Annotated in this window: 21 protein-coding genes and 1 pseudogene; 7 read left to right on the top strand and 15 right to left on the bottom strand. The window is 72.4% G+C overall.

Features of this window, described 5'->3' with window-relative positions; genetic code table 11:
- Positions 1 to 61 precede the first annotated feature (61 nt).
- Entirely contained in the window at positions 62 to 1,327 is a 1,266-nt protein-coding gene (gene eis / locus EXE45_RS02345; protein ID WP_137693412.1) for an enhanced intracellular survival protein Eis, read from the top strand.
- Between the two features lie 75 nt (positions 1,328 to 1,402).
- Positions 1,403 to 2,239, top strand: a complete 837-nt coding sequence (locus EXE45_RS02350) for a hypothetical protein (RefSeq protein WP_137693413.1) — start codon at positions 1,403 to 1,405, stop codon at positions 2,237 to 2,239.
- A 6-nt stretch (positions 2,240 to 2,245) separates the two neighbouring features.
- On the opposite strand, the gene EXE45_RS02355 is transcribed toward EXE45_RS02350, so the two are convergent.
- The 7 genes from EXE45_RS02355 to EXE45_RS02385 form a co-directional block, all read right to left on the bottom strand.
- Positions 2,246 to 2,995 (bottom strand): sugar phosphate isomerase/epimerase, encoded by a 750-nt coding sequence (locus EXE45_RS02355; protein WP_137693414.1) that lies wholly within the window; start codon positions 2,993 to 2,995, stop codon positions 2,246 to 2,248.
- Between the two features lie 59 nt (positions 2,996 to 3,054).
- Complete coding sequence (locus tag EXE45_RS02360; protein WP_092920051.1) at positions 3,055 to 4,128, bottom strand: methionine synthase; 1,074 nt, start codon at positions 4,126 to 4,128, stop codon at positions 3,055 to 3,057.
- Positions 4,128 to 5,144: a 5-methyltetrahydropteroyltriglutamate--homocysteine methyltransferase gene (locus EXE45_RS02365; RefSeq protein WP_137693415.1), complete on the bottom strand. Its 1,017-nt coding sequence runs from the start codon at positions 5,142 to 5,144 to the stop codon at positions 4,128 to 4,130. Before EXE45_RS02365 ends, EXE45_RS02360 begins: the two co-directional genes overlap by 1 nt.
- Positions 5,145 to 5,221: 77 nt before the next feature.
- Positions 5,222 to 5,839, bottom strand: a complete 618-nt coding sequence (locus EXE45_RS02370; RefSeq protein WP_092920049.1) for a HemK2/MTQ2 family protein methyltransferase — start codon at positions 5,837 to 5,839, stop codon at positions 5,222 to 5,224.
- Complete coding sequence (locus EXE45_RS02375; protein ID WP_394327270.1) at positions 5,836 to 7,020, bottom strand: mechanosensitive ion channel family protein; 1,185 nt, start codon at positions 7,018 to 7,020, stop codon at positions 5,836 to 5,838. The genes EXE45_RS02370 and EXE45_RS02375 overlap by 4 nt, the downstream gene beginning before the upstream one ends.
- A complete protein-coding gene (locus EXE45_RS02380; protein WP_092920047.1) occupies positions 7,017 to 7,928 on the bottom strand; it encodes a 16S ribosomal RNA methyltransferase A in 912 nt (303 codons plus the stop codon). The genes EXE45_RS02375 and EXE45_RS02380 overlap by 4 nt, the downstream gene beginning before the upstream one ends.
- 97 nt (positions 7,929 to 8,025) lie before the next feature.
- Entirely contained in the window at positions 8,026 to 8,613 is a 588-nt protein-coding gene (locus tag EXE45_RS02385; protein WP_092920046.1) for a DUF655 domain-containing protein, read from the bottom strand.
- A gap of 102 nt (positions 8,614 to 8,715) precedes the next feature.
- Here EXE45_RS02385 and EXE45_RS02390 point away from each other — a divergent pair, with 102 nt between their 5' ends.
- Together EXE45_RS02390 and EXE45_RS02395 are read left to right on the top strand one after the other, a co-directional pair.
- Entirely contained in the window at positions 8,716 to 9,552 is an 837-nt protein-coding gene (locus tag EXE45_RS02390; RefSeq protein ID WP_092920045.1) for a hypothetical protein, read from the top strand.
- On the top strand, positions 9,510 to 10,295 hold the full coding sequence (locus EXE45_RS02395; protein WP_137693416.1) for a class I SAM-dependent methyltransferase: 786 nt from the start codon (positions 9,510 to 9,512) through the stop codon (positions 10,293 to 10,295). The genes EXE45_RS02390 and EXE45_RS02395 overlap by 43 nt, the downstream gene beginning before the upstream one ends.
- A 27-nt stretch (positions 10,296 to 10,322) precedes the next feature.
- Here the strand turns inward: EXE45_RS02395 and EXE45_RS02400 are convergent, their stop codons facing one another.
- The 3 genes from EXE45_RS02400 to EXE45_RS02410 form a co-directional block, all read right to left on the bottom strand.
- The gene (locus EXE45_RS02400; RefSeq protein ID WP_092920043.1) at positions 10,323 to 10,757 is read right to left on the bottom strand and encodes a universal stress protein; all 435 of its coding nucleotides are present in this window, start codon (positions 10,755 to 10,757) and stop codon (positions 10,323 to 10,325) included.
- Positions 10,758 to 10,830: 73 nt separating this feature from the next.
- Entirely contained in the window at positions 10,831 to 11,187 is a 357-nt protein-coding gene (locus EXE45_RS02405; RefSeq protein WP_092920042.1) for an RNA polymerase Rpb4 family protein, read from the bottom strand.
- A gap of 1 nt (position 11,188) precedes the next feature.
- On the bottom strand, positions 11,189 to 11,482 hold the full coding sequence (locus EXE45_RS02410) for a 50S ribosomal protein L21e (protein WP_006112901.1): 294 nt from the start codon (positions 11,480 to 11,482) through the stop codon (positions 11,189 to 11,191).
- Positions 11,483 to 11,714: 232 nt separating this feature from the next.
- Here EXE45_RS02410 and mptA point away from each other — a divergent pair, with 232 nt between their 5' ends.
- Positions 11,715 to 12,641, top strand: a complete 927-nt coding sequence (gene mptA / locus EXE45_RS02415; RefSeq protein WP_137693417.1) for a GTP cyclohydrolase MptA — start codon at positions 11,715 to 11,717, stop codon at positions 12,639 to 12,641.
- 38 nt (positions 12,642 to 12,679) lie between these two features.
- Here the strand turns inward: mptA and EXE45_RS02420 are convergent, their stop codons facing one another.
- From EXE45_RS02420 to EXE45_RS02430, 3 genes are all read right to left on the bottom strand, one after another.
- On the bottom strand, positions 12,680 to 13,486 hold the full coding sequence (locus tag EXE45_RS02420) for a TrmB family transcriptional regulator (protein ID WP_137693418.1): 807 nt from the start codon (positions 13,484 to 13,486) through the stop codon (positions 12,680 to 12,682).
- A 126-nt stretch (positions 13,487 to 13,612) separates the two neighbouring features.
- Positions 13,613 to 15,271 (bottom strand): DUF255 domain-containing protein, encoded by a 1,659-nt coding sequence (locus EXE45_RS02425; RefSeq protein ID WP_137693419.1) that lies wholly within the window; start codon positions 15,269 to 15,271, stop codon positions 13,613 to 13,615.
- Positions 15,272 to 15,461: 190 nt separating this feature from the next.
- Positions 15,462 to 15,683, bottom strand: a complete 222-nt coding sequence (locus tag EXE45_RS02430; RefSeq protein WP_092920038.1) for a hypothetical protein — start codon at positions 15,681 to 15,683, stop codon at positions 15,462 to 15,464.
- A gap of 282 nt (positions 15,684 to 15,965) precedes the next feature.
- On the opposite strand from EXE45_RS02430, the gene EXE45_RS02435 reads away from it, so the two are divergent.
- Both EXE45_RS02435 and EXE45_RS02440 read left to right on the top strand, forming a co-directional pair.
- Positions 15,966 to 17,081, top strand: coding sequence for an asparaginase (locus EXE45_RS02435; protein ID WP_137693420.1), 1,116 nt, complete (start codon positions 15,966 to 15,968; stop codon positions 17,079 to 17,081).
- Positions 17,082 to 17,187: 106 nt separating this feature from the next.
- Positions 17,188 to 17,877 (top strand): annotated as a pseudogene (locus EXE45_RS02440) (hypothetical protein); the annotation flags it as partial.
- 72 nt (positions 17,878 to 17,949) lie between these two features.
- On the opposite strand, the gene EXE45_RS02445 reads toward EXE45_RS02440, so the two are convergent.
- Together EXE45_RS02445 and EXE45_RS02450 are read right to left on the bottom strand one after the other, a co-directional pair.
- On the bottom strand, positions 17,950 to 19,227 hold the full coding sequence (locus EXE45_RS02445) for a carbohydrate kinase family protein (protein ID WP_137693422.1): 1,278 nt from the start codon (positions 19,225 to 19,227) through the stop codon (positions 17,950 to 17,952).
- Complete coding sequence (locus EXE45_RS02450) at positions 19,224 to 20,195, bottom strand: ribose 1,5-bisphosphate isomerase (RefSeq protein WP_137693423.1); 972 nt, start codon at positions 20,193 to 20,195, stop codon at positions 19,224 to 19,226. Before EXE45_RS02450 ends, EXE45_RS02445 begins: the two co-directional genes overlap by 4 nt.
- Positions 20,196 to 20,362: the final 167 nt, after the last annotated feature.

A 20,362-nucleotide genomic window follows, 5' to 3' on the forward strand; every position in this document is an offset into this window, starting at 1 on the left:
GGGGTGAGAACCACCCGCAGGCGCCGGGAAGGCTTATCCGGCTTCCGGCCGCCCTCGGCGTATGGGCGACCTCGACTACCGGCCCTTCCCCGAGGAGCGCGACGACGAGTTCCGCGCGTTCATGCGCTACGCCTTCTCGCCCGAGGAGGGCCCCTACGACCCGGAGGGAGACGACGACGACCGCGAGCACCTCGGCGACTACCGGGGGCTGTTCGACGGCGACGATCCCGTCGCGGTGTGCGGCCACCACGACTTCTCGCTCCGGATCCGGGGGCGCGACCGGGACGTGGCGGGCCTCTCCGCGGTCGCCTCCCCGCCCGAACACCGGCGGCAGGGCCACATCGAGCGGCTCCTCCGCGAGTCGCTGACGGAGTACCGCGACGACGGAGTGCGCTTCTCCGTGCTCTGGCCCTTCGAACACCCCTTCTACCGTCGGTACGGCTGGGAGACGGTGAACCGGTACCGCTGGGTGAAAGCGCCCCCGAAGCAGCTGGCGTTCGCGGCCGAGGAGGGCGCCGACCCGGCAGGAGACGACGGCACCGACGAGGCGGGCGAGTTCCGCCGGCTCGGCGAGGACGACCACGACGCGGCCGCCGACCTCCTCGCCGCGACCGCGGAGCGCTACGACTTCACGATGGCGCGGACCGAGGCGTGGTGGCGCGAGCGCACCCTCCGCGGGTGGCAGACGGACCCGTACGTCTACGGCTTCGAGCGCGACGGCGACCTCCGCGCGCTGCTGTCGTACACCTTCGAGGAGCGCGACGACGGCGACGGGCGCGCGATGGTCGTCTCCGACGCCGCGGTCGCCGACCCCGCCGACTGGGACCGCGTCTTCCGGTTCTGCCGGGACCACGACTCGCAGGTCGAGCGGGTTCGCCTCCGGCTCCCGGTCGACGTGAGCGTCCTCGACCGCGTCGACGACCCGCGCGCGGTGACCGAGGAGGTCCGCGCCGGCCCCATGTTCCGGCTCGTGGACGTGGCCGACGCGCTGACCGCGCTGGCGCCCGACCCCGACCTCGACGCCGCGTTCACGCTCGCGGTCGACGACCCCCTCGTCGACTGGCACGGCCGGCCGGTCCGGGTGACGGTCTCGGACGGCGCGGTCGACGCCGAGCGGGTCGGCGCCGGAGAGGGTAGTTCCGCTGCCGCCCCCGACGTGACCGCCGGTATCGGCGCGCTCTCGCAGCTGTACGCCGGCTACCGCGGCGTCGACGACCTCCGCGCGCACGCTCCCTTCGACGTCGACGACGACGCCCCCGACGACCTCGCGACCGACCTCGCCGCCCTGTTCCCGCCGCGGCGGACCTTCCTGCGCGAGGGGTTCTGAGCGGAGCGAGGCGACCGAGCAGAGCGCCCCACGGCGCTGCCGGGCTTTTTATTCGCGGGCGCCGTAGCGAGCGGTATGAGTTCCCGCGACCGACGCGACGACGACCTCGAGGAGCGGCTCGACGAGCTCGAGGACGTGCTGGGCGAGCTCCGCGCCGACCTCCGAGAGACCGAGCGCGACCGCCGCGGGCCCCCGCGGCCGCCCCGGCTCTCGGAGCTGGTGCGGTTCACCGAACAGTACACGATTCCGACGCTCATCGCGCTGCTGGAGACGACGATCAAGTCCCTCGAACTGCTTCAGGGAACCCTCAGGCTCGCGGACCCCGGCCGGAGCGTCGCCGAGGGCGCGGAGGGCGCCGGCGACCGCCTCGCGGACGTCCGCGACGGCGCGACCGCCGGGCTCTCGCGGTCGCTCTCGGAGCTCCGGACCGCGCTCTCGGAGGCGGACCTCCCCGAGGACGCCGCCTCGCGGTCAATCATCGCCGACGCGCGCGACCTCACCGCCGAGATCGAGTCCCGGATCGACGAGGGACGCCGGGAGGCGGACGCCGCGCGAGACCGACGGCTCGGGCGGGACCGCGACGGTCGGCGAGACGACGGGGGACGACGGCGAGACGACGGGGGACGACAGCGAGACGGCGGGAACCGAGATCGGGACGAGACGCCGTCAGACCGCGGCGCCGACGCGAGTCCGGTTCAGATCGACGTGACCGAACCCGGCGAGGGCGGGGCCGACGAGAACGAAGCGGCCGGCGACGTCGACGACCCGCCGGAGGTCGACGTCGAGTCCGAGTTGGAGTCGATAAAGCGCCAGATCGACGGCGACGAGGCGGGAGACGAGACCGACGCGGAGGCCGACGCCGACGGCGCGGGCGACGATGACGCGGACGCCGACGGCGGCCGGACGGACTGAGCGCCTTCAGAACGAGGCGCCGAGCCGGTCGGCGACGCGCTCCGCGGAGTCGCGGAGCAGCGTCTCGTCGTCGGTGAAAACCTCTAGGGCGACCGTCCCGTCGAAGCCGGCGAGCTCCGACTCGACGAGGTCGTAGTCGACCTCGCCGGCGCCCACGGGGAGGTGCGTGTCGCCGCGGCGGCGGACGTCGTGACAGTGGAGGTGCGAGACCCGGTCGCCGTGGCTCCGGAGGAACCGCTTGATCGCCTCGTTGCCGCCCTCCATGTACGCGTGGCCCACGTCGAAGCAGACCGACGTGTCGGTCTCGCGGGCGAGGTCGCCGAGGACGGAGAGCTGGAGCCCCGCGTGCTGGTGGCCGACGTTCTCGACGACGACCTCGACGCCCGCCTCGCGGCCGGCGTCCGCGACCCGCCGGAGCTGCTCGGCCGCGGTCTCCCGGAACTCGACGTCGTCGCGGTCAGCGGAGGTGGCGTGGAGGACCGCCTTCTCGGCGCCGAGGTCGCCGGCCGCGTGGAGGAGGCGGCGCTGGTAGTCGACGATGGCGTCGTTCACCTCCGGGACGTACGTCGCCAGCCGCTGGCCGTACGGTAGGTGGACGAGCAGGTCGCGGTCGCCGAGCGCGTCACCGAGTCGCTCCGGGTCGATATCGCCCGGGACGAGCGTCGGCTCGCCGACGCCGAGCTCGCAGAAGTCGAACCGCCTCGACGACGCCGCGAGCCGGTCGAGGTCGTCGCCGACCGTCACGCCGATCTCCATGGCGGCCCGTGGAGCGGGGACCTCTAATAAATGGCGTCGGGGCGTCGGTCGCCCGAGACTCAGTCGTCCGCGAGCGGATTGTCGAGGTCGATCTCGCCGGCGTCGATCTCGGCCTCGACCTCGCGGACCGCGGTCACCATGTTCTCGGTCTTGCCGTACGCGACGTCGCGCGGGAGCAGCTTCAGCCCGCAGTCGGGCGAGATCGTGAGCTTCTCCGGCGGGACGACGCGGAGGCCCTGGCGGATGTTCCGTTTGATCTCCTCGACCGACTCCACCTCGGCGGTGTGGGCGTCGACGACGCCGAGCGCGAGGTCCGGTTCGATCTCGGGCTCCTCGAAGACGGGGATCTGCTCGTAGTCGCCGTTGGAGAGCTCCAGGTCGAACTCGTCGATCGGGTAGTCGTTGATCTCGGGATACACCCGCGAGTAGTCGCCGTAGCAGACGTGGAGGCCGATCCGGACCTCCTCGGGGATGCCCGCCGCGATCCGTTCGAGCGCCTCCCCGACGATGGCGTGGTCCTCGGGCGTCGTCGCCAGCGCGGGCTCGTCGATCTGGATGTAGCGCGCGCCCGCCTCGACCAGCTTCTCGACCTCCTCGTTGACGAGGTCCGCGAGGTCGTACACCAGCTCCTCGGTGGAGGGGTACGCCTCGTTGAACGCCCAGAAGCCGAGGGTGTACGGCCCCGTGATCGGCACCTTGACCGGGCGCTCGGCGACCCCGGCGGTGAACTCGAACTCGTCGACGAGCCACGGCTCGTCGTACGCGACCTCCTCGACCACGCTCGGCTTGTCGAAGTAGTTGTGGCCCCACACCTTCACCGGCCCGTTGAACTCGTAGCCGTCGATGCGGTCGGCGAAGAACTCCACCATCTCGTTGCGGCGCATCTCGCCGTCGACGACGGTGTCGAGGCCGGCGCGCTCGTGCTCGTGGGTGATGAGCCGGCAGGCGTCGTCGTGCGCCTCCTCGAGGTCCGACGCGTCGAACTTCGAATCGGGGTCGTCGACGAGCTCGTCGGCGCGGTTGAGCCACTTCGGCTTCGGGTACGAGCCGACGACCGTCGAGAGCAGGAACGTCTCGTTCGGGTGGTCGGCCGGGCGGAACTGGTCGCGGTTGGCGGACGGGTTTCGGACCATCAGTCGAGCACCTCCGCGGCGGCGGCCAGCGCGTTCAGCTTCGCGCGATACTTGTTCGTCGGCAGGTAGAACAGCTCGGTGTTGGGCGTGAGGTAGGTCCGGTCGAACCCCTCCAGCGGGATCTGCGACTCGAACCACTCGACGCGCTCCGCGACCGTCTCCGGCTCCTCGACGAGCGTGTTCTGCCCGTCGACGAGCCCGAGCGACAGCGAGTCGGTCGCGCCGAACTCCTGGACGTTGTAGACGGTGTCGTCGCGGTCGCCGGCGACCAGATCGAGCCCGAGTGCGTCCGCACCCGCCTCGTCGACGAGGTGGGCGTACAGCTTCTCGCCGAGCGCGCCGTAGAACGTCTGGACGACCACGTCAGCGTCCGTCTCGGCCGCGACGGTCGCGATCGCGTCCGTCGCGCGCTCCTCCGCGCCCTCGACGGGCGGGGTCGTGACGAGCGACGGCTCGAGGAGGAACAGCGTCTCGTGGTCGGGGAACGCCGCGACCTCGCCCGCGAGGAACTCCGCGACGGCGGCCTGGAACTCGGCCTCGTCGCGGTAGTGTTCGTCGGTCGCCAGCTCCGCGAGGGAGTACGGCCCGGGAAGCGTCGCCGCGAGCGAGGCGTCGGCGGCGCCGTCGGCGTCCGCGAGCAGATCGGTCGCCTTCTCCAGTTCGTCGGCCACGTCGCCGGAGAAGGCGAGGTCGTCGACGACGCGCGGGTCGCGGTAGAAGTTGTTGTTGTCGTAGTACCGGACGATCCCGCCGGTCTCGACGGCGTCGCTGACGGTCAGCGGGTGCGCGATCATGTCGTCCCAGCGGCCCTGCCCCTCGGAGATCAGGTCGAGGCCGGCGTCCAGCTGGTGGTCGACGTACTCGGCGCGTACCTCGTCGTACTCCGCGACGATCGCTTCGCCCTCGTCGCCGCCCAGGAGGTCGCCCTTCTGGTGGCCCTTCAGGTCCGAGAGGGTCTCTTTCGCCCGGTCCGGGAGCGGGTACAGCCCCGGCGTCGCCGCGACACGTTCGGTCATTACCCTCCGTTAGATATGCCGTCGTATAATATTTGCTAATGTATATTATTCTCTAGAGTAATTCACCGGTGGCGGGGCTACGCTCGACGCAGCGCCAGCACCGTGAGCGTCTCGAAGGGGAACGACTCCTCGACGACCGGCTCGGCCGCGAATCCCGCCTCGTCGACCAGGTCGAGCACCTCGTCGTAGCCGGTGAGCGAGGAGACGAGCAGGAGGACGACGCCGTCGGGCGCGAGGACGCGACCCACGTCGTCGAGGAACGGCTCGATGAGTTCGCGGCCCGACTCGCCGCCCGAGAGCGCGTGTTCCATCCAGTCGCCCCACTCGTTGTCGGGGTCGGTCGGGAGGTACGGCGGGTTGAAGCACACCGCGTCGAACGCGTCCGCGCGGAACGGCGCGAGGAGGTCGGCGACGACGGCCTCGACGCCGCGCTCGCGGGCCTGTCGCGCCGCGTGCGGGTTGCGGTCGCTGCCGACCACGTCGAGGCCGCGCTCCTCGGTGATCCGCTCCGCGACCCACCCGGAGCCCGTGCCGACCTCCAGCACGCGGCCGTGGGCCTCCGCCACCGCCGCCTCCGCGAGCAGCCCGGAGTCCTCCGCGGGCTGGTAGACGACCGCGTCGTCGGCGCCGCGCAGCGCCGCGAGGTCGCCGCCGCGCTCGTCACCGGCGTCGCGCTCGTCCCCGCCGCGGGTCATCGGCCGTCGTCCTCCGGGCCGCCGTCGGTCGCGCCGGCGTCTCCGTCGTCCGCGCCTTCCGACCCGCCGCGCGTCGCCGCGCGCTCCTCGACCGACGCGTCCAACTGCGGTCCGGAGGCCCCCTCCGACCGGGCGGAGAGCGTCTGCTGCGGGAACGGGATGACGATCCCGTCGTCCTCGAGCGCCCCCTTCATCGCGTTCATCGCGGCGGTCTGGGTGCGCCAGCGCTTCCGCATGCTGGGGTTGCGGATCCAGTAGCGGAGCCCCAACACGACCGCCGAGTCGTCGAAGCGCTTCGTCACGGCGTTCGGCTCGGGCATCTCGGCGACGTCGTCGACCCCGGCGACAGCCTCCTCGACGACCGCGGCCGCGCGCTCGACGTCGGTGTCGTAGTCGACGCCGACCTCGACCTCGATCCGCAGCCGGTTCCGGCGCGACCGGTCGACGATCGAGCCCGAGCGAACGGTGTCGTTCGGCATCGTGATCACCTCGCCGTCGAACGACCGCAGCCGCGTGCTCATGATCGAGATCTCGGTCACCGTTCCCTCGTGGTCTCCGACTTCGACCCAGTCACCCACCTCGAACGGCCGGGAGAACATCAGCACGAAGCCGGCCAGTATCGCCCCGAGCGTCTGCCGCGCCGCCATCCCGACCACGATCCCGAGGAACCCCGCGCCGACGAGGAGGCTACCGACGTTGTCGGTGAACAGCCCGACGACGGCGAGTATCGCGGACGTGTAGACGCTCAGCTGCGTGATCCGCAGGATGACCTCCTGCTGGTGTTGCGAGATCGACGCGCTCTCGGCGCCGATCTCGCGGATGACGCCCCCGAGGAAGTCGGTGAGCGCGTACGCGATCGCCAGGAGGAGCACGGCGAGGACGACGTTCGACAGCTGGTTCGCGCTCAGCGCCGACTGGGCCGTCTCGAAGAGGGCGCCGCTCTGGTCCCACACCGCGATCAGCGTGATCGCGCCCAGCGCGGTGGCGCCGCCGACGCCCGCCGACAGCAGGAGCCGCTGCGTCGAGGTGAGCTCCCTGTCGCCGCGCCGCAGCCGCCGCGTGAGGAGCCGCACCCCCAGCACCGCGGCGACGATGCCCACCGAGGCGGCGAACCGCTCGAAGTTGCCCGCGAGCGCGCGTTGAAGATCCGTCACGAGGCCGACCCAGCCCGTCATCGTCACGCCTCCGTCGGCGACCCGCGTTCGCGGGCCAGCTCGGCCAGCGCCGCGAACGCCGCCGGCTCGAGCGTGCCGGGGCGACTACGCAGCAGCTCCTCGTCCGCCGCGTCGACGACCGCCTCCGGGTCGTCGAGCCCGGAGATGTGCGCCGTGTTCCGCACCGCGTTCCGCACCGTCTTGCGCCGCTGGGTGAAAAGCGCCTTCACGAACCGGAGGAAGAACGCCTCGTCGCCGACGACGTAGTCGGGGTCGCGAGGCGTGCAGCGCACGACGGCGCTCTCGACGGCCGGCTGCGGGTCGAACGCCTCCTTCGGAACGCGCTCGACGATCTCGACGTCGGCGTAGTGTTGCGCCGACACTGAGAGCCGGCCGTACGCGGACTCCCCGGCCGACGCGACCATCCGGTCGGCGAACTCCGCCTGAAACATCAACACGAGCGGCTTCCGCTCCGGGAGCAGCCGGAAGGCGATCTCCGAGGAGACCCCGTACGGGAGGTTGGCGACGCAGGCGGTGAAATCCGGGATCTCGACGTCGAGCGCGTCGCCCTCCACCACGTCGAGGAGCCCGTCGGCGACCGCGGCCGCGAACTCTTCGCGGAGGAACTCGGCGAAGGCGCCGTCGCGTTCGATCACGCTCAGGCGACCGGGCGCTCCGCTCGCGTCGGCGGCCGCGTCCGCGGTCGTCGTCGCCAGCAGGCGGTCCGTGAGCGCGCCCGCGCCGCCGCCGATCTCGAGGAGGTGACTGGTGTCGGCGTCCTCAGGGAGGTAGCCGGGAATGCGGTCGAGGACCCGGTCGTCGACGAGGAAGTGCTGGTCGCGGTCGGGGTCGGCGCGCGAGCCCGCCCGCCTCGCGAGCGCGTCGGGGTCGCGACCCCCGTACGCGGCGTTCTCACCCGTCGATGAGTCGGTCATAGCCGGGGTACACGCGGTGTTCGGGTAAAAGTCTCGTTTCGGGGGCGGTGCGGCGGCGAACCGACGGTCGTCGGTCCGCGCGCCGAGGAGCCGGTGTTCACTCCTCGCGACCGACGAACGTCCGGTACTTCAGATCCGGCTCGCGGATCTCCTCGACGATCCGTTCGAGGATCACCTCCCGCGGGCGGTGGAGCCCGGAGATGCGCTCCTCGACGTCGTCGAAGCTCTCGAACGGGCCGCGCTTCCGCTCGTCGAGGAGGTCATTCCGCAGCTTCTTGCCGATCCCCGGCAGCAGGTTCAGCTGGTGGAGTCGGAGGGTGATCGGCCCCGCCTCGTTGTAGAAGTCGACGAACCGCTCCTCGTCGGCGTCGACGATCGCCTCCGCGGCGTACTCGACCTCCGCGGCCGCGTTTCGAGTGAGGTCGTCGAACGACACCTCGCGGTAGCGGCCGACGGCCGGCCCGTCCAGCGCGATACGGTCGCCGACCGAGACGTCCGGCTCGCCGTCGAGCGTCAGTTCGTACAGCGCGAACGAGTCGGCGCCGAGCCCGTACGCCACCGGCGACTTGCGGGACTGCGGGCGGTCGTCGTCGGGACGCCCGTTCAACAGCACGTCGAGCAGGACGGCGGTGGGGCCGCCGCCGTCGGCTCCGCTTTCGCCGGCGAGGTCGTCGACGTCGTTCATACATCGTTCATCGCTCCGAGCGATGAAAAAACCGCTGGCGAGGCGGGACGCGCTGCGACCGCCGACGGTCGGATTCAAGAGCGTCGAGTGCGACGTGATACCATGGCGAAACCGGAGCCGGCGGAACTGGTTCGACTCGTCGAGGCGTTCCCGGGCGCCTCGCCCGAGGCGAACGCGGAGAGAGGGTCGACGGCCGACGCAGCGGGCGATCCGGAACGGGGCGAGCCGACCGACGCGGGCGACGTCGCGCGGGTCGACGACCTGCTCGACGGCGCGTACGGCGCCCTGACGCGGAACTGGTACCCGGAACTCCGGCGGCGCGTCGCGGCGCACGCCGACGGCGACTGCCTCCGCGAGCGGGTGCTCGAACACGTCGAGGCGGTGCCGTCGTTCCGCCTCTCCGACGGACCGACGGCCCTGGAAGAGCGCCGCGAGCGCCTCGCGGAGGCGGCGGCGCTGCGCGACGACGTCCGCGAGATCGCGGAGTGGTACGGCACCCTCCGGTCGCGGCTGGAGGGCGACCGCGCGTCGCTGACGCGGGGCGAGCGGCTGCTCCACGACCTCGGGTACGCGCTCGCGCACGTCCTCTTCCTCGGCGCGTCGTCGCCGCGTGCGGTCGTCCGCCGGCTCCGCTTGGCGTACCGGACGGTCGGCGTGCGGATCGACGAGACCGCCTCCGAGGGGGGCGCCGAGCGCACGACGTTCACGTGTCCGTACCGGAACCTCGCGGCCGGGCGATGCGGCGAGCGGTGGGTGTGCCACGAGAAGCTGGACCGCGTCGACGACGGCTACGTCTCGTACCTCGCGGAGCGGGGGATCGCCTACCGGCGGCCGCGAGGGTGTACGGACTCCGAGCGGTGTCACTCGACGGTCGCGCGCGACGGACCCGCGCGCTGGTGGCCGAGGACGCCCCCGGCCGCCGTCGACGCCGACCCGTGACCCGCGACGGCGACGGCGAGAGCGGGTCCGCGGCGAGCGACGATCCCGCGGCGAGCGACGATCCCGCGGCGGACGGCGAGTTCGGAGCGACCGACCCGCGTCGGCTGCGCCGGATCCGACGCGGCTACGACGCGTGGGCCCGCGTCTACGACTGGTTCGCGCGGGCCACCGCGTCCGTCGGCGGCGTCCGCGCCGCCTGCGTCGACGCGCTGGCCCTCGACCCCGGCGACACGGTCATCGAGTTCGGCTGCGGCCCGGGAGTGAACCTCCCCGCGCTCCGCGACGCCGTCGGTCCGAGCGGTCGCGTCGTCGGCGTCGACGTCTCGCCGCGGATGCTCGACCGGGCGGCGGGGCTCGTCGAGCGGCGCGGCTGGGAGAACGTCTCGCTCGTCGAGGCCGACGCCGAGCGCCCCCCGGTGGCGGCCGCGGACGGCGTCCTCGCGACGTTCGTCACCTCGCTTTTCCCCGACCCGTACGCGGTCGTGCGCCGGTGGTGCGACCTGGCGGACGCCGTCGTCCTCGCGGCGTTCGTTCCGGAGGGAAACCGCCTCGCGAACGCGGCGCTCCGGGCGTTCGTGGCGCTGAACGGGCGGCTCTTCGACGCGCGGACCGACGACCCGCTCGGGAGGCTCGCGGACCGGACCGCCGCCGCACGGCGCGCGCTCGACGACCACACCGACGTCCGGGAGCGACGGCGCCGCCTCCTCGGGACGATCGTCGTCGAGGCGGGTCGCGACCGGTGACGCCCGGGAGCGGTCGGTCGTCCGGGGTCACCCGGAAACGGGGACGGAGACGACGGTCGCGTCGGCGGTCCGGATGACGCGTTCGGTCGTGCTGCCGAGCAGGTCGTCGGCGGCGGCGTCGAGGCCGCGCTTGCCCATCACGACCGCGTCCGCGTCGACGGCGTCGGCGTACGCGGCGATCTCGTGGGCCGGAACCCCGGACTCGACCGCCGTCTCGCTGTCGATACCCGCGTCCGCGACGGCCGTCGCGACCCGGTCGACCGCCGCCTCCAGCCGCTCGCGGCGCTCGGGGTCGTCGTCGTCGAACTTCTCCGGCTTGCCGGAGCGGTCGTACATCGGGATCTCCTCGACGACGCCGAGGACGTGTACCGTTCCGTCCGCCGCCGTGATCTCGGTCGCGTCGTCGACGGCGTCGAGGGCGGCGTCGCCCGCTCCGGTCGGAACGAGGGTGGTCTGGTACATGCGGGTCGACGTACGTGCGGAAATCTGAAAAAACGTGTCGGAGAATCGCCCCGCCGGGCCGGGAGGGGCGTGCTCAGGCGTACTTCGCGACGACGTCGAGGATCTCGTCGAGCTCCTCGCCGTCGAGCGAGTACCGCTCCTGTGCGAACACCGAGCGGAGCTCCGTGCGGTCCTCGGGGAGCAGGTCGGTGATCTTCACGGCGGTCGGCAGGTCGACCTGATCGAGCTCGGTGAGCTCCTCGACGAGCTCGCGGGACTCGTCGGGGTCGAGGTCCGCGAACCGATTGACGTGCTCGATCGCGCGGGCCAGCTCGTAGCGCAGGTCGCGGTCCTCGTCGGCCGCGCGCTCGTCTTCGATCTCCACGAGGATCTCCTTCGCCTCGGAGGTGGTGACGTACTCCTCGTCCAGTTTTTCCTTGAATATCGTCATCTCAGTTCTGCTGGGCCCGCATGTGGGCGGCGGTGACGATGAGGGTCTTCGTCTTGCCGCCGTCCGGAATCTCGACTTTGAACGCCGACCCCTGCTTGCCGACGACGGTTCCGGTTCGGCCGTCGAAGCGCGGGTGGAAACGCCCCTTCGGGACGCTCGGGTCTATCTTGAGGTGGACCTGGGACCCCTCGTCGAACTCCTGGATCGCTCGCTGCGGCGGGGAGGTGCCGCGGTTGCGGGGTTTGTTCGAGAGCTTGTCGCGAGTCGCCTTCTGCGGCCCATTGGAACTCGGCATGGTCTTGGATTACGTTCCGCTGCCGCCGTTATAAATCGTGCGTTACGGCCCGAAGGACGTGGGCGACTCACACGCGACGGGTCGTGACGGGCGCGAGGAGGGGCCCGCTGCCAACGCGAAGCGGGGCCGCCGCCACCGCGAGCGGGCCCCTGCTCGAGTCGCGCGCACGACTACCAGACGCGTCTCCCCCTTCCGAAAGGGCTAATCCCGGGAGTTCCCTAACGTGTTCGTAATGAGTCACCAGCTGCCGGACGTACAGGCGTCCGCGCCCGACGTCACCGTCGGGCTTTCGCAGGTCGGCGTCACCGGGGTGGAGAAGCTCGTCAAGATCGCGCGTGGCGACAAGCGTCCCATCGTTCTCATGGCGGAGTTCGAAGTGTTCGTCGACCTCCCCAGCGGCCGGAAGGGGATCGACATGTCGCGGAACCTCGCGACCGTCGACGAGATCCTCGAGGACATCACCCGCGAGGAGGCGTACCGCGTCGAGGACGTCTGCGGCGACGCGGCCGAGCGGCTCCTGGAGAAACACGACTACACCACCACCGCCGAGGTGTCGATGTCGGCGGAGCTGGTCACCCGCGAGGACACGCCGGCGTCCGGCATCGAGACCCAGAGCACGGCGACGATCGTCGCCAGCGCGACCGCCACCGAGGACGGGACGCGCGAGGAGATCGGCGCCGAGGTCACCGGCATGACCGTCTGCCCCTGCTCGCAGGGGATGAGCGAGTCGCGAGCCCGCGACAAGCTCGCCCAGCTCGGCGTCGACGAGGAGACGACCGAGGAGTTCCTCGACGCCGTCCCGCAGCCGGGTCACTCCCAGCGCGGCCACGCGACCCTGACGATCACGACCGACGGCCACCCCGACGTCGACCTCCGGGACGTGATCGACGTCGCCCGCGACTCGATGAGCGCGCGGATCTACAACATGGCGAAGCGGCCCGACGAGGACCACATGACCTACGAGGCCCACGCCGACGCGAAGTTCGTCGAGGACTGCGTCCGCGCGCTCGCCGAAGGGGCCGTCAAGGAGTTCCCGCACCTCTCTGACGACGCCGTGATCCGCGTGAAGCAGTCGAACGACGAGTCGATCCACCAGCACAACGCCCACGCCGAGCGCGAGGTCAAACTGGGCGACCTCCGCGACGAGCTCGGCCGGTAGGCGCCGCGGCTCGCGTCGCGCTCTCGCCCGGCCATCCTTCACCCGAACGTCAGCGGCTCCGACTCCGCCCAGCGCGGCTCGAACTGGTCTTTCACGCTCGTCGCGAACTCGATGTCTTTCACGTCGATCATCGCGAACGGCTCGTCGGCCGACAGCGGGTGCGGCACCTCGATACACACCTCGATCTCGTCGAACACGTTGAACGTCCCGTCGACGCCCGGCGACGTCCGGACCTCGAACCCGTCCATGTCGGCCAGCTCCGCGGTGTACCGGCGTCCCACGCTCCGCGGGAGCTCGTCGACCGTCGCCGGCGACAGCAGCACTCGGATCTCCACGCCGCGTTCGAGCGCGGACTCCAGTTCGGCGGTCACGCGCTCGCCGATCGTCCCGAGGTCGAACCCGGTCGCAGGCGCGCCCGCGACCACGACCACCCGACGCTCCGCGGCGGCGATCCGCTCTAAGAGGAGGTCGGTCGCCTCCTCGGCACCGACCGCGGCGGTCCAGAACTGCCCGTCGACGGGCTCGCCCGCGTCGAGCTCGGTCGACAGGTCGTCGACCACGGACTCGTACTGCTCGGCCTGCGTCCGGAGCTCCCGCTTCTTCTCGTCGAGCAGGCGGTCGAGCGCGGCGTCCGGCTCGACCGCGAGGTACTTCTTCGGCCGGCTCGCGGCCTGACTGCGGACGAGGCTGTGCTGCTCTAGGCTGTTGAGCACGTCGTAGATCCGACCCATCGGGACCTCGCTGGCCCGGGAGAGGTCCTTCGCCGTGGTCGGTCCGGTCCGGAGAAGCGCGCGGTACGCCCGGGCCTCGTACTCGGAGAGCCCCAGATCGCGGAGAGATGCCATACCCGGGGATGCCCCGGCACCCGTATAAACGCGTCGCCGGTTTACGATACGGGCGGCCGGATCCGGCGGACCGAGTATTGCCGCCGACTGTCCGGCCGTTTCTCGGTCCGACGCGCGTCCGTCGCGTCAGGCCAGCACGTCGGCGACCCGGTCCATCAACTCGTTCGGCGTTTCCGCCGGGTCGGAGGCGCCGTCGCCGGCGAGGACGACCGCGGTCCCGGCCGGAACCGTCCGCGGCGCGGGCGCGTCGGTCTCGTGGGCGTTCGGCGCGATCACCTTCTCGTGGTCGGCGACCCGCCACGCGGCGCGGTGGAGGTCGCTCCCGGGTTCGGTCCCGACCGCGATGACGGTCGTGTCGCGCCGGAGGCGACCGGCGAGGCTCCCGTAGCCGGCGACCTGAACGCTCAGCCGCTCGGTAGCGCCGGCGAACGCCGCGGCCGTCTCCCGCGCGACCTCGCGGTAGCGGTCCTCGCCGGTGAGCGCCGCCAGGTCCAGCAGGGACGTCGCCATCTCCACGTTGGCGTCGAGCGGCCGGAACGACCGGTCGAGCAGCCCCGGCCCGGAGCGCGGCCCGTCGACGAACGACCCGTCGACGCGGAGCCGTTCGATCGCGCGGTCCGCGACCGCGCGGGCCACGTCGGCCCCCTCGCCGCGCACGCCGGCCGCGCGGACGTACGCCCCGACGACGCGGGCGGCGTCCTCCAGCAGGTCGGTCTCGCCCGCCTCGTCGCTGCCGCGGTAGTGGGTCACCGCGCCGCTCTCGGCGTCGATCAGGTCGCGTTCGAGGCCGTCGAGGATCCGGCCGGCGTACTCGCGGGCGCGCTCGTCGTCGGTGTAGGCGGCCACCGCGAGCAGCGCGTCCGCGGCGAGCGCGTTGCCGCCGGCGAACACGGTGAGGTCGCGGCGGGGTTCGTCCAGGTCCGCGCGGTCCTCGGCGGGCGCGGCGTAGTAGGCCCGGCCGAGTCCGGGCCCGAGGCTGCCGCCGACGCCGTAGCCGGTCCAGAGCTCGTCGGTGAGGAAGCCGACGGCGTCGAGCGCGGGGTCGAGGTACGCCTCGTCGCCGGTGTAGAGGAAGGCGTTCGCGAACGCGCGGGTCACCGCGGCGTTCGTGTCGAGCGGCTTCTCGTAGGCGACGTCGCCCCAGTCGCGCGTGCCCGCGTACCGGAAGAAGCCGCCGTCGACGTCGTCGGCGAGGTGGTCGCGGACCGCGTCGAGCGTCCGGAGCGCGCGGTTCCGGTCGCGCTTCAGCGCGAACTCGACGGTGCGAGGCAGCGGGAACTTCGCGTCGGTCCCCCAGCCGGCGTGGTCGTCGTCGTACTTGGCCTCCAGTTGGCCCGCCAAGTGGCTCTCTATCTCGTCGGTCAGTTCGCCGCGGGGCGGCAGGTCGGCGTCGAGCGCACGCGGGATACGCCCGGCCTCGCGCCCCTTGTCGGCCCACATCTGCCGGACCGATTCGAGGACCTGTCGCATCCCGTCGACGTCGAGATAGCCCGCGCCCGTCAGCAGCGTCCCCTCGGGCGTCAGGAAGGCGGTCGTCGGGAACCCGCCCATGTTGTACCGCTCGCGCACCCGCGGGTGGCGGTCGACGTCGACGCGGACGGGGACGAACCCCTCGTTGACGTTGGCCGCGATCCGCGGCTCCGCGTAGGTGATCGCGTCCATCTCGTGACAGCCCTCGCACCAAGTGGCCGACAGCGAGAGCAGCACCGGGCGGTCGCGCTCGTCGGCCTCGGCGAACGCCTCGGGGCCCCAGTCGCGCCACTCGACGCGGGTCTCGTCGCTCATGGGCGCAGTCGGTCCGGGGCGGGGGTAAGCGCTTCGAGAGCGGTACGCCGGGGAGAGAGCGGTGGAGGGAACGACCGCAGGGGGACGGAGGGCGACCGCGAGAGGAGGGCAGCGCCGGTGTCCACGCGACGCGTCGGCGTTCGGACGGGCGATCCGGCTCGGCTCTCTCCGAGCGGTCCGGCGTCGACTCTCAGCGCTTGTGGTCGTGACCCAGCGCGAGCGCGAGCGCGTTCGCGAACAGGAGGGCGACGAACAGCTGCCCGGTGCCGCCGTCGAGCCCCGAGTACAGCAGGGCGGGGTACGTCGCCGGGATGGCGATGGCCGCCCAGAAGGCGGCGGCCTCGACGGTTCCGGTCATCAGCCCGGCGAGCCGTTCGCCGGAGGCGAGTCGGGTGGGAGCGGGGATTGACATGGACGCTTCCCCGTACGACGGGGGACCACATATACCCCGTCGAGGGTTCGACGAATTTCACGGCGTTTCTCGACCGATCGGGTCATTTTAAAACCGTCGCAGAGACATTTTAACTGTTCACAACGCGTTCTAATCTTTTGTTTCGCGATCGTCACCGAGCGCCCCCGGACGCGCCCGAGAGGGACCGATCGGTCGGTGCCGGCGCGTCGACGGGTCGCCCACCGGAAGCCGAGCGACTGCCGCGGCACCAACCGATTTGTCCGTCGGGAGCGAGGGGAGGATATGACCGAAACCGATCGCCGCGACCGATACGACGACCCGGACGACCCGAGACGCGACGACAGGGGGGATCGAGACCGTCCCGACGCGCACGCCGACGGCGGCCGCCCGCACGTGACGGTCGTCGCCTGCGGCGGCACCATCGCGTCGGAGCCGAGCGACGACGGAGCGGCCCCGGAGAAGACCGGCGACGACCTCGTGGCGGCGGTGCCGGCCGCGGGCGACCACGCGCGGGTGACGACGAGGGAGACGTGTTCACGGCCCGGTTTCGACGTTCGGTGGAGAGACGTGCTCGCGACCGCGGACGCCGCGCGCGACGCGGTCGACCGGGACGCCGCCGACGGCGACGCGGACGGGGCGGCCGACGGCGTCGTCGTCACCCACGGGACGGACACCCTCGCGGACACCGCGTTCGCGCTCGACGTCCTCACCGACCTCGACGCGCCGGTCGTCGTCACGGGCGCGCAGCGCCGGCTCGACGAACCGTCCAGCGACGTGCCCGCGAACCTCGCGCTCGCGGTCCGGGCGGCCGCGGACGACCGGTTCGCGCCCGGGGTTCACGTCGCGTTCGACGACGAACTCCACGCCGCCCGCGACGTCGTGAAGGGCCACAGCAACGCGCTGTCGACGATGACCTCCCCGGGAGCGGGACCGGTCGCGACGTTCACCCGCGCCGCCTCGCGGCTCGTCCGTCCCCCCGAGCGCGGCGTCGCGGTCGACCCGCTCGCGGACGCGATCGAGGGCGCCGCGGACGTGCCAGAGGTCCCGGTGATCCACTCGGGGACCGGCGTCGGCGCAGGCGCACTCGAGCGCGCGCTCGAGGCGGGCGTCGGCGGGATCGTGGTCGAGGGGACCGGCCTCGGGAACGTCACCGGGGCGCTCGGCGACGCGATCGGGGAGGCGGTCGAGTCGGTGCCGGTCGTCGTCGCCGGTCGCCCGCCGGCCGGGCCGACGGAACCGGTGTACGGGACCCCCGGTGGCGCCGTCACGCTCGCGGACCACGGGGTGACGTTCGCCGGCGACCTCCCGGCCGCGAAGGCGCGCGTCGCGCTCGCGCTCGGCCTCGCGGCGGACCTCGACCGAGACGAGATCGACGCGCTGTTCGCGTCTCCGGCGTAGACCGATCGCGGATCGTCGAAGTGACGCCGAATCGCCCGAATCGATGGGTCAGAAGGGTGTTTGAGCGTACGCGAAACCCTTATCAGTCGACCGCGTACCGGAAGACGTGACCAATCTCACCCGACGGGCCGCCCTCCGCGGCATCGCGGCCGGCGGCGCGGCCGTGCTCGCGGGATGTACCGGGGGCGGCGACCCGGTTTCGGGCGGAAACGGCGGCGCCGGCGATGACGGTGGCGACGGCGGCGACAGCGGAGACGCCGGCAACAACGGCGGCGACAGCGGGGACGCCGGCAACAACGGCGGCGACAGCGGGGACGCCGGCGATGACGGTGGCGACGGCGGCGACGGCGAGAGCGACCCGGCCCCCGAGACCGAGGTCCACCAGGTCGGCGCCGCGCTCTCCGGGCCGGCGTGGAGCCGCGAGGAGCGCCGCGGTCTCTGCGCGCTGATCACGGGAGAGGGCGACGCCTCGAAGCTGCTCCGGGACGCGCCGGCGGAGACCGCCGCGTTCGTCGAAGAGACCGACTTCGGAGATTCGGTGCTCATCTACGTCGAGTCGGTCGGCCCGACCACCTGTCACAACGAAATCGCGTTCGAGGAGATCGGCGTCGAGGACGGGACCCTCGTCGCGGACGCGGCCGTCCGAGGAGCCGGCGACTACCAGGTGGCCTGCGGCCAGGCGATCACCTATCCGGCCGCGCTGCTCCGCGTCACGAGCGATCCGCTCCCGGACGCGGCCCGGCTCTCGGTCACCGACGGCTGGGGCGAGACGGGGACGGTCCGGAGCGGCGACGGCCCGCTCGCGCTCCGGGCGGACCGGGGGTAGCGCCGAGCGGCAGGAGACGCGACCGCCGGCGCGTCGGTCGCGTCAGGTCCGGACCTCGATGAGCAGGTCCGTCTCGGGCGACTCGCCCATCGTCTCGCGGACGCGGTCCCACGAGAGGTCGGTGCGTGCGGTCACCGACTCGGTCGCGACCGCGCCGCAGGCGTTGCCGACTAAGATCGGCACCTGGTAGTCGCGCGGGTCGTGCGAGAACCCGTCGCCGGTGATCTCCGGCTCCCGCAGCGCGGCCGCGAGGAACCCGGCCGCGAAGGCGTCGCCCGCGCCGGTCGTGTCGACCGGGTCGGCGTCGAATCCCGGGTGCGAGACGCTGCCGTGCGGGGTGCGGACCGTCGCGCCCTCGTCGCCGAGCTTGATCGCGACGACGCGGTCGTCGGGCTCCCACGGGTCCACGTCGGTCGCCGCCGCGAGCGCGTCGGCCTCGCGGTCGTTTACGAAGAGCACGTCGCTCGCGTGGAGCGCGGCGTCGAACTCGCGGTCCGCGACGCGGCGCCCGGGGTCGAAGCTCCGGGTCGCGCCCGCCTCCGCGGCCGCGGTCGCGAGCGCCGCCGCGGTCTCCGGCTGCTGGCCGGTGAGGTGGAGGTGGTCGGCGGCCGCGAGCGTGTCGCGGTCGAGCCCCGCCGCCGAGAACGACTCGTTGGCGCCGTCGTTCGCGAGCATGAGCAGCTCGCCGCCGCCGTCGACGATGACGTACTTCACCGAGGTGGGCTCGTCGGCGTCGACCAGCACCTGCCCGGGGTCGACCCCCGCGCTGGCGAGCTCGCGCAGCGCCAGCGCGCCCGACTCGTCGCCGCCGACGCTGCCGTAGACCACCGACTGGCCGCCGAGGTCGACGAGTCCGACCGCGACGTTCGCGGCGCTGCCGCCGCCCGACTGTTCGAGCCGGTCGATCCGGGTCTCGCCGTCCGGCTCCGGGAGGCTGTCGACGTGGATCGTCACGTCCCAGTTGATGTGGCCGGCCGCGACGACCTTCGGCACGCGGTCGGCGTCGTCGGGGGGCAGGTCGGGGTCGCTGTCGACGGCGGGGTCGCTGTCGACGGCGGGGTCGCTGTCGACGGCGGGGTCGGCGTCGACGGCGGGGTCTGGGTCGTCGGCGGGGTTAGAGTCGTCGGCGTCGGTATCGCCGTCAACGGCGTCACGGGCGGAAGGGCCGGCCCTATCGCCGCCGTCCCCGCGGACGCCGCCCGCGCGCTCGCGGATGTCACCCGTACGCTCGCGGACATCTCCTTCCCACTCGTCGACCTCGCGGCCCCACTCCGCGACCGTCTCGTCCCAGTCGTCGACGCCCTCGCCTTCCTCGCTCATCGCTCGGCCCACGGCTCGGCGGCGCCCTCGCCGAACAGCTCCCGCATCAGCGCCACGATGCTCTCCGGGGGGAACTGCCCGTGTTCGGTGACGATCGCGTCCATGTACCGCGGCGGGGTCACGTCGAACGCCGGGTTCGCCACCGAGATCTCGCCGATCTCCTCTCGGGACTCGGGGTCGATCACCTCGCTTTCGTCGCGCATCTCGATCTCGACGGTGTGGCCCGTCAGCGTCTCCGGGTGGAGCTTGATCGTCTGGGCCGCGGTCATGATCGGGACGCCGCGCTCGCGGGCGTTGACCGCGAGCCCCGAGGTGCCGATCTTGTTGATCACGCCGCCGTCGGCGGCGATCGAGTCGGCGCCGACGACGACGTGGTCGACCTCGTCGAGGTAGCGCCGCGCCGCGGAGTCGACGATGAGCGTGACGGGGACGCCGGCGTCGCGGAGCTGTTCGGCGGTGATGTGGCCCTGCTGGCGCGGGCGCGTCTCCTTGACGACCGCCGAGATCGACTTCCCCTGCTCGACGGCCGCCTCGATACACGCCAGGGCGTCGGTGGAGTGGCAGTGGGTCATCACCGTGTCGCCGTCCGCGAGCCGGTTGGCGCCCACCTGCCCGAGGTCCTCCCGCGCGCGGTCGAGCTGGTCGACGAACGCCTCGCTCGCGTCGACGACGCTCCGGCGGAGCGCGTCGACCGAGTCGCCCTCCATCCGCTGGAGGACGTACCGGAGGGCGTTCGGCAGCGACACCGCGGTCGGGCGCGTCTCGCGGAGCGTCCGGGCCGCGGCGCGCATCGACGCGCGGAACGCCGCGGGGTCGCTCCCGGTCGCGTCCGCCTCGGCCGCCGCCTCCGCCTGTGCCGCGAGCGCCTCGGCGGCCGCGGAGGCGATGGTGGCCGCGCCGCGGATCTCCATCGTCGCGATCGACTCGGCGGTCTCGCGGACCGGCGGCGACGGCTCCGTGTCTGTCATACCGATCCGGTAGCCGCCCGTGTATTTATAAAACCGGCCGACTGCCGGAGCGGTCGGCCCCGCTCGGCGTCGGGCCGGCCGACTCCGCGTCAGGCGACTACTCCGCGTCAGGCGACTACTCCGCGTCAGGCGACTACTCCGCGTCAGGCGACTACTCCGCGTCAGGC

The organism is Halorubrum sp. SP9, from assembly GCF_005435015.1.
Taxonomy (GTDB): Archaea; Halobacteriota; Halobacteria; order Halobacteriales; family Haloferacaceae; genus Halorubrum; species Halorubrum sodomense.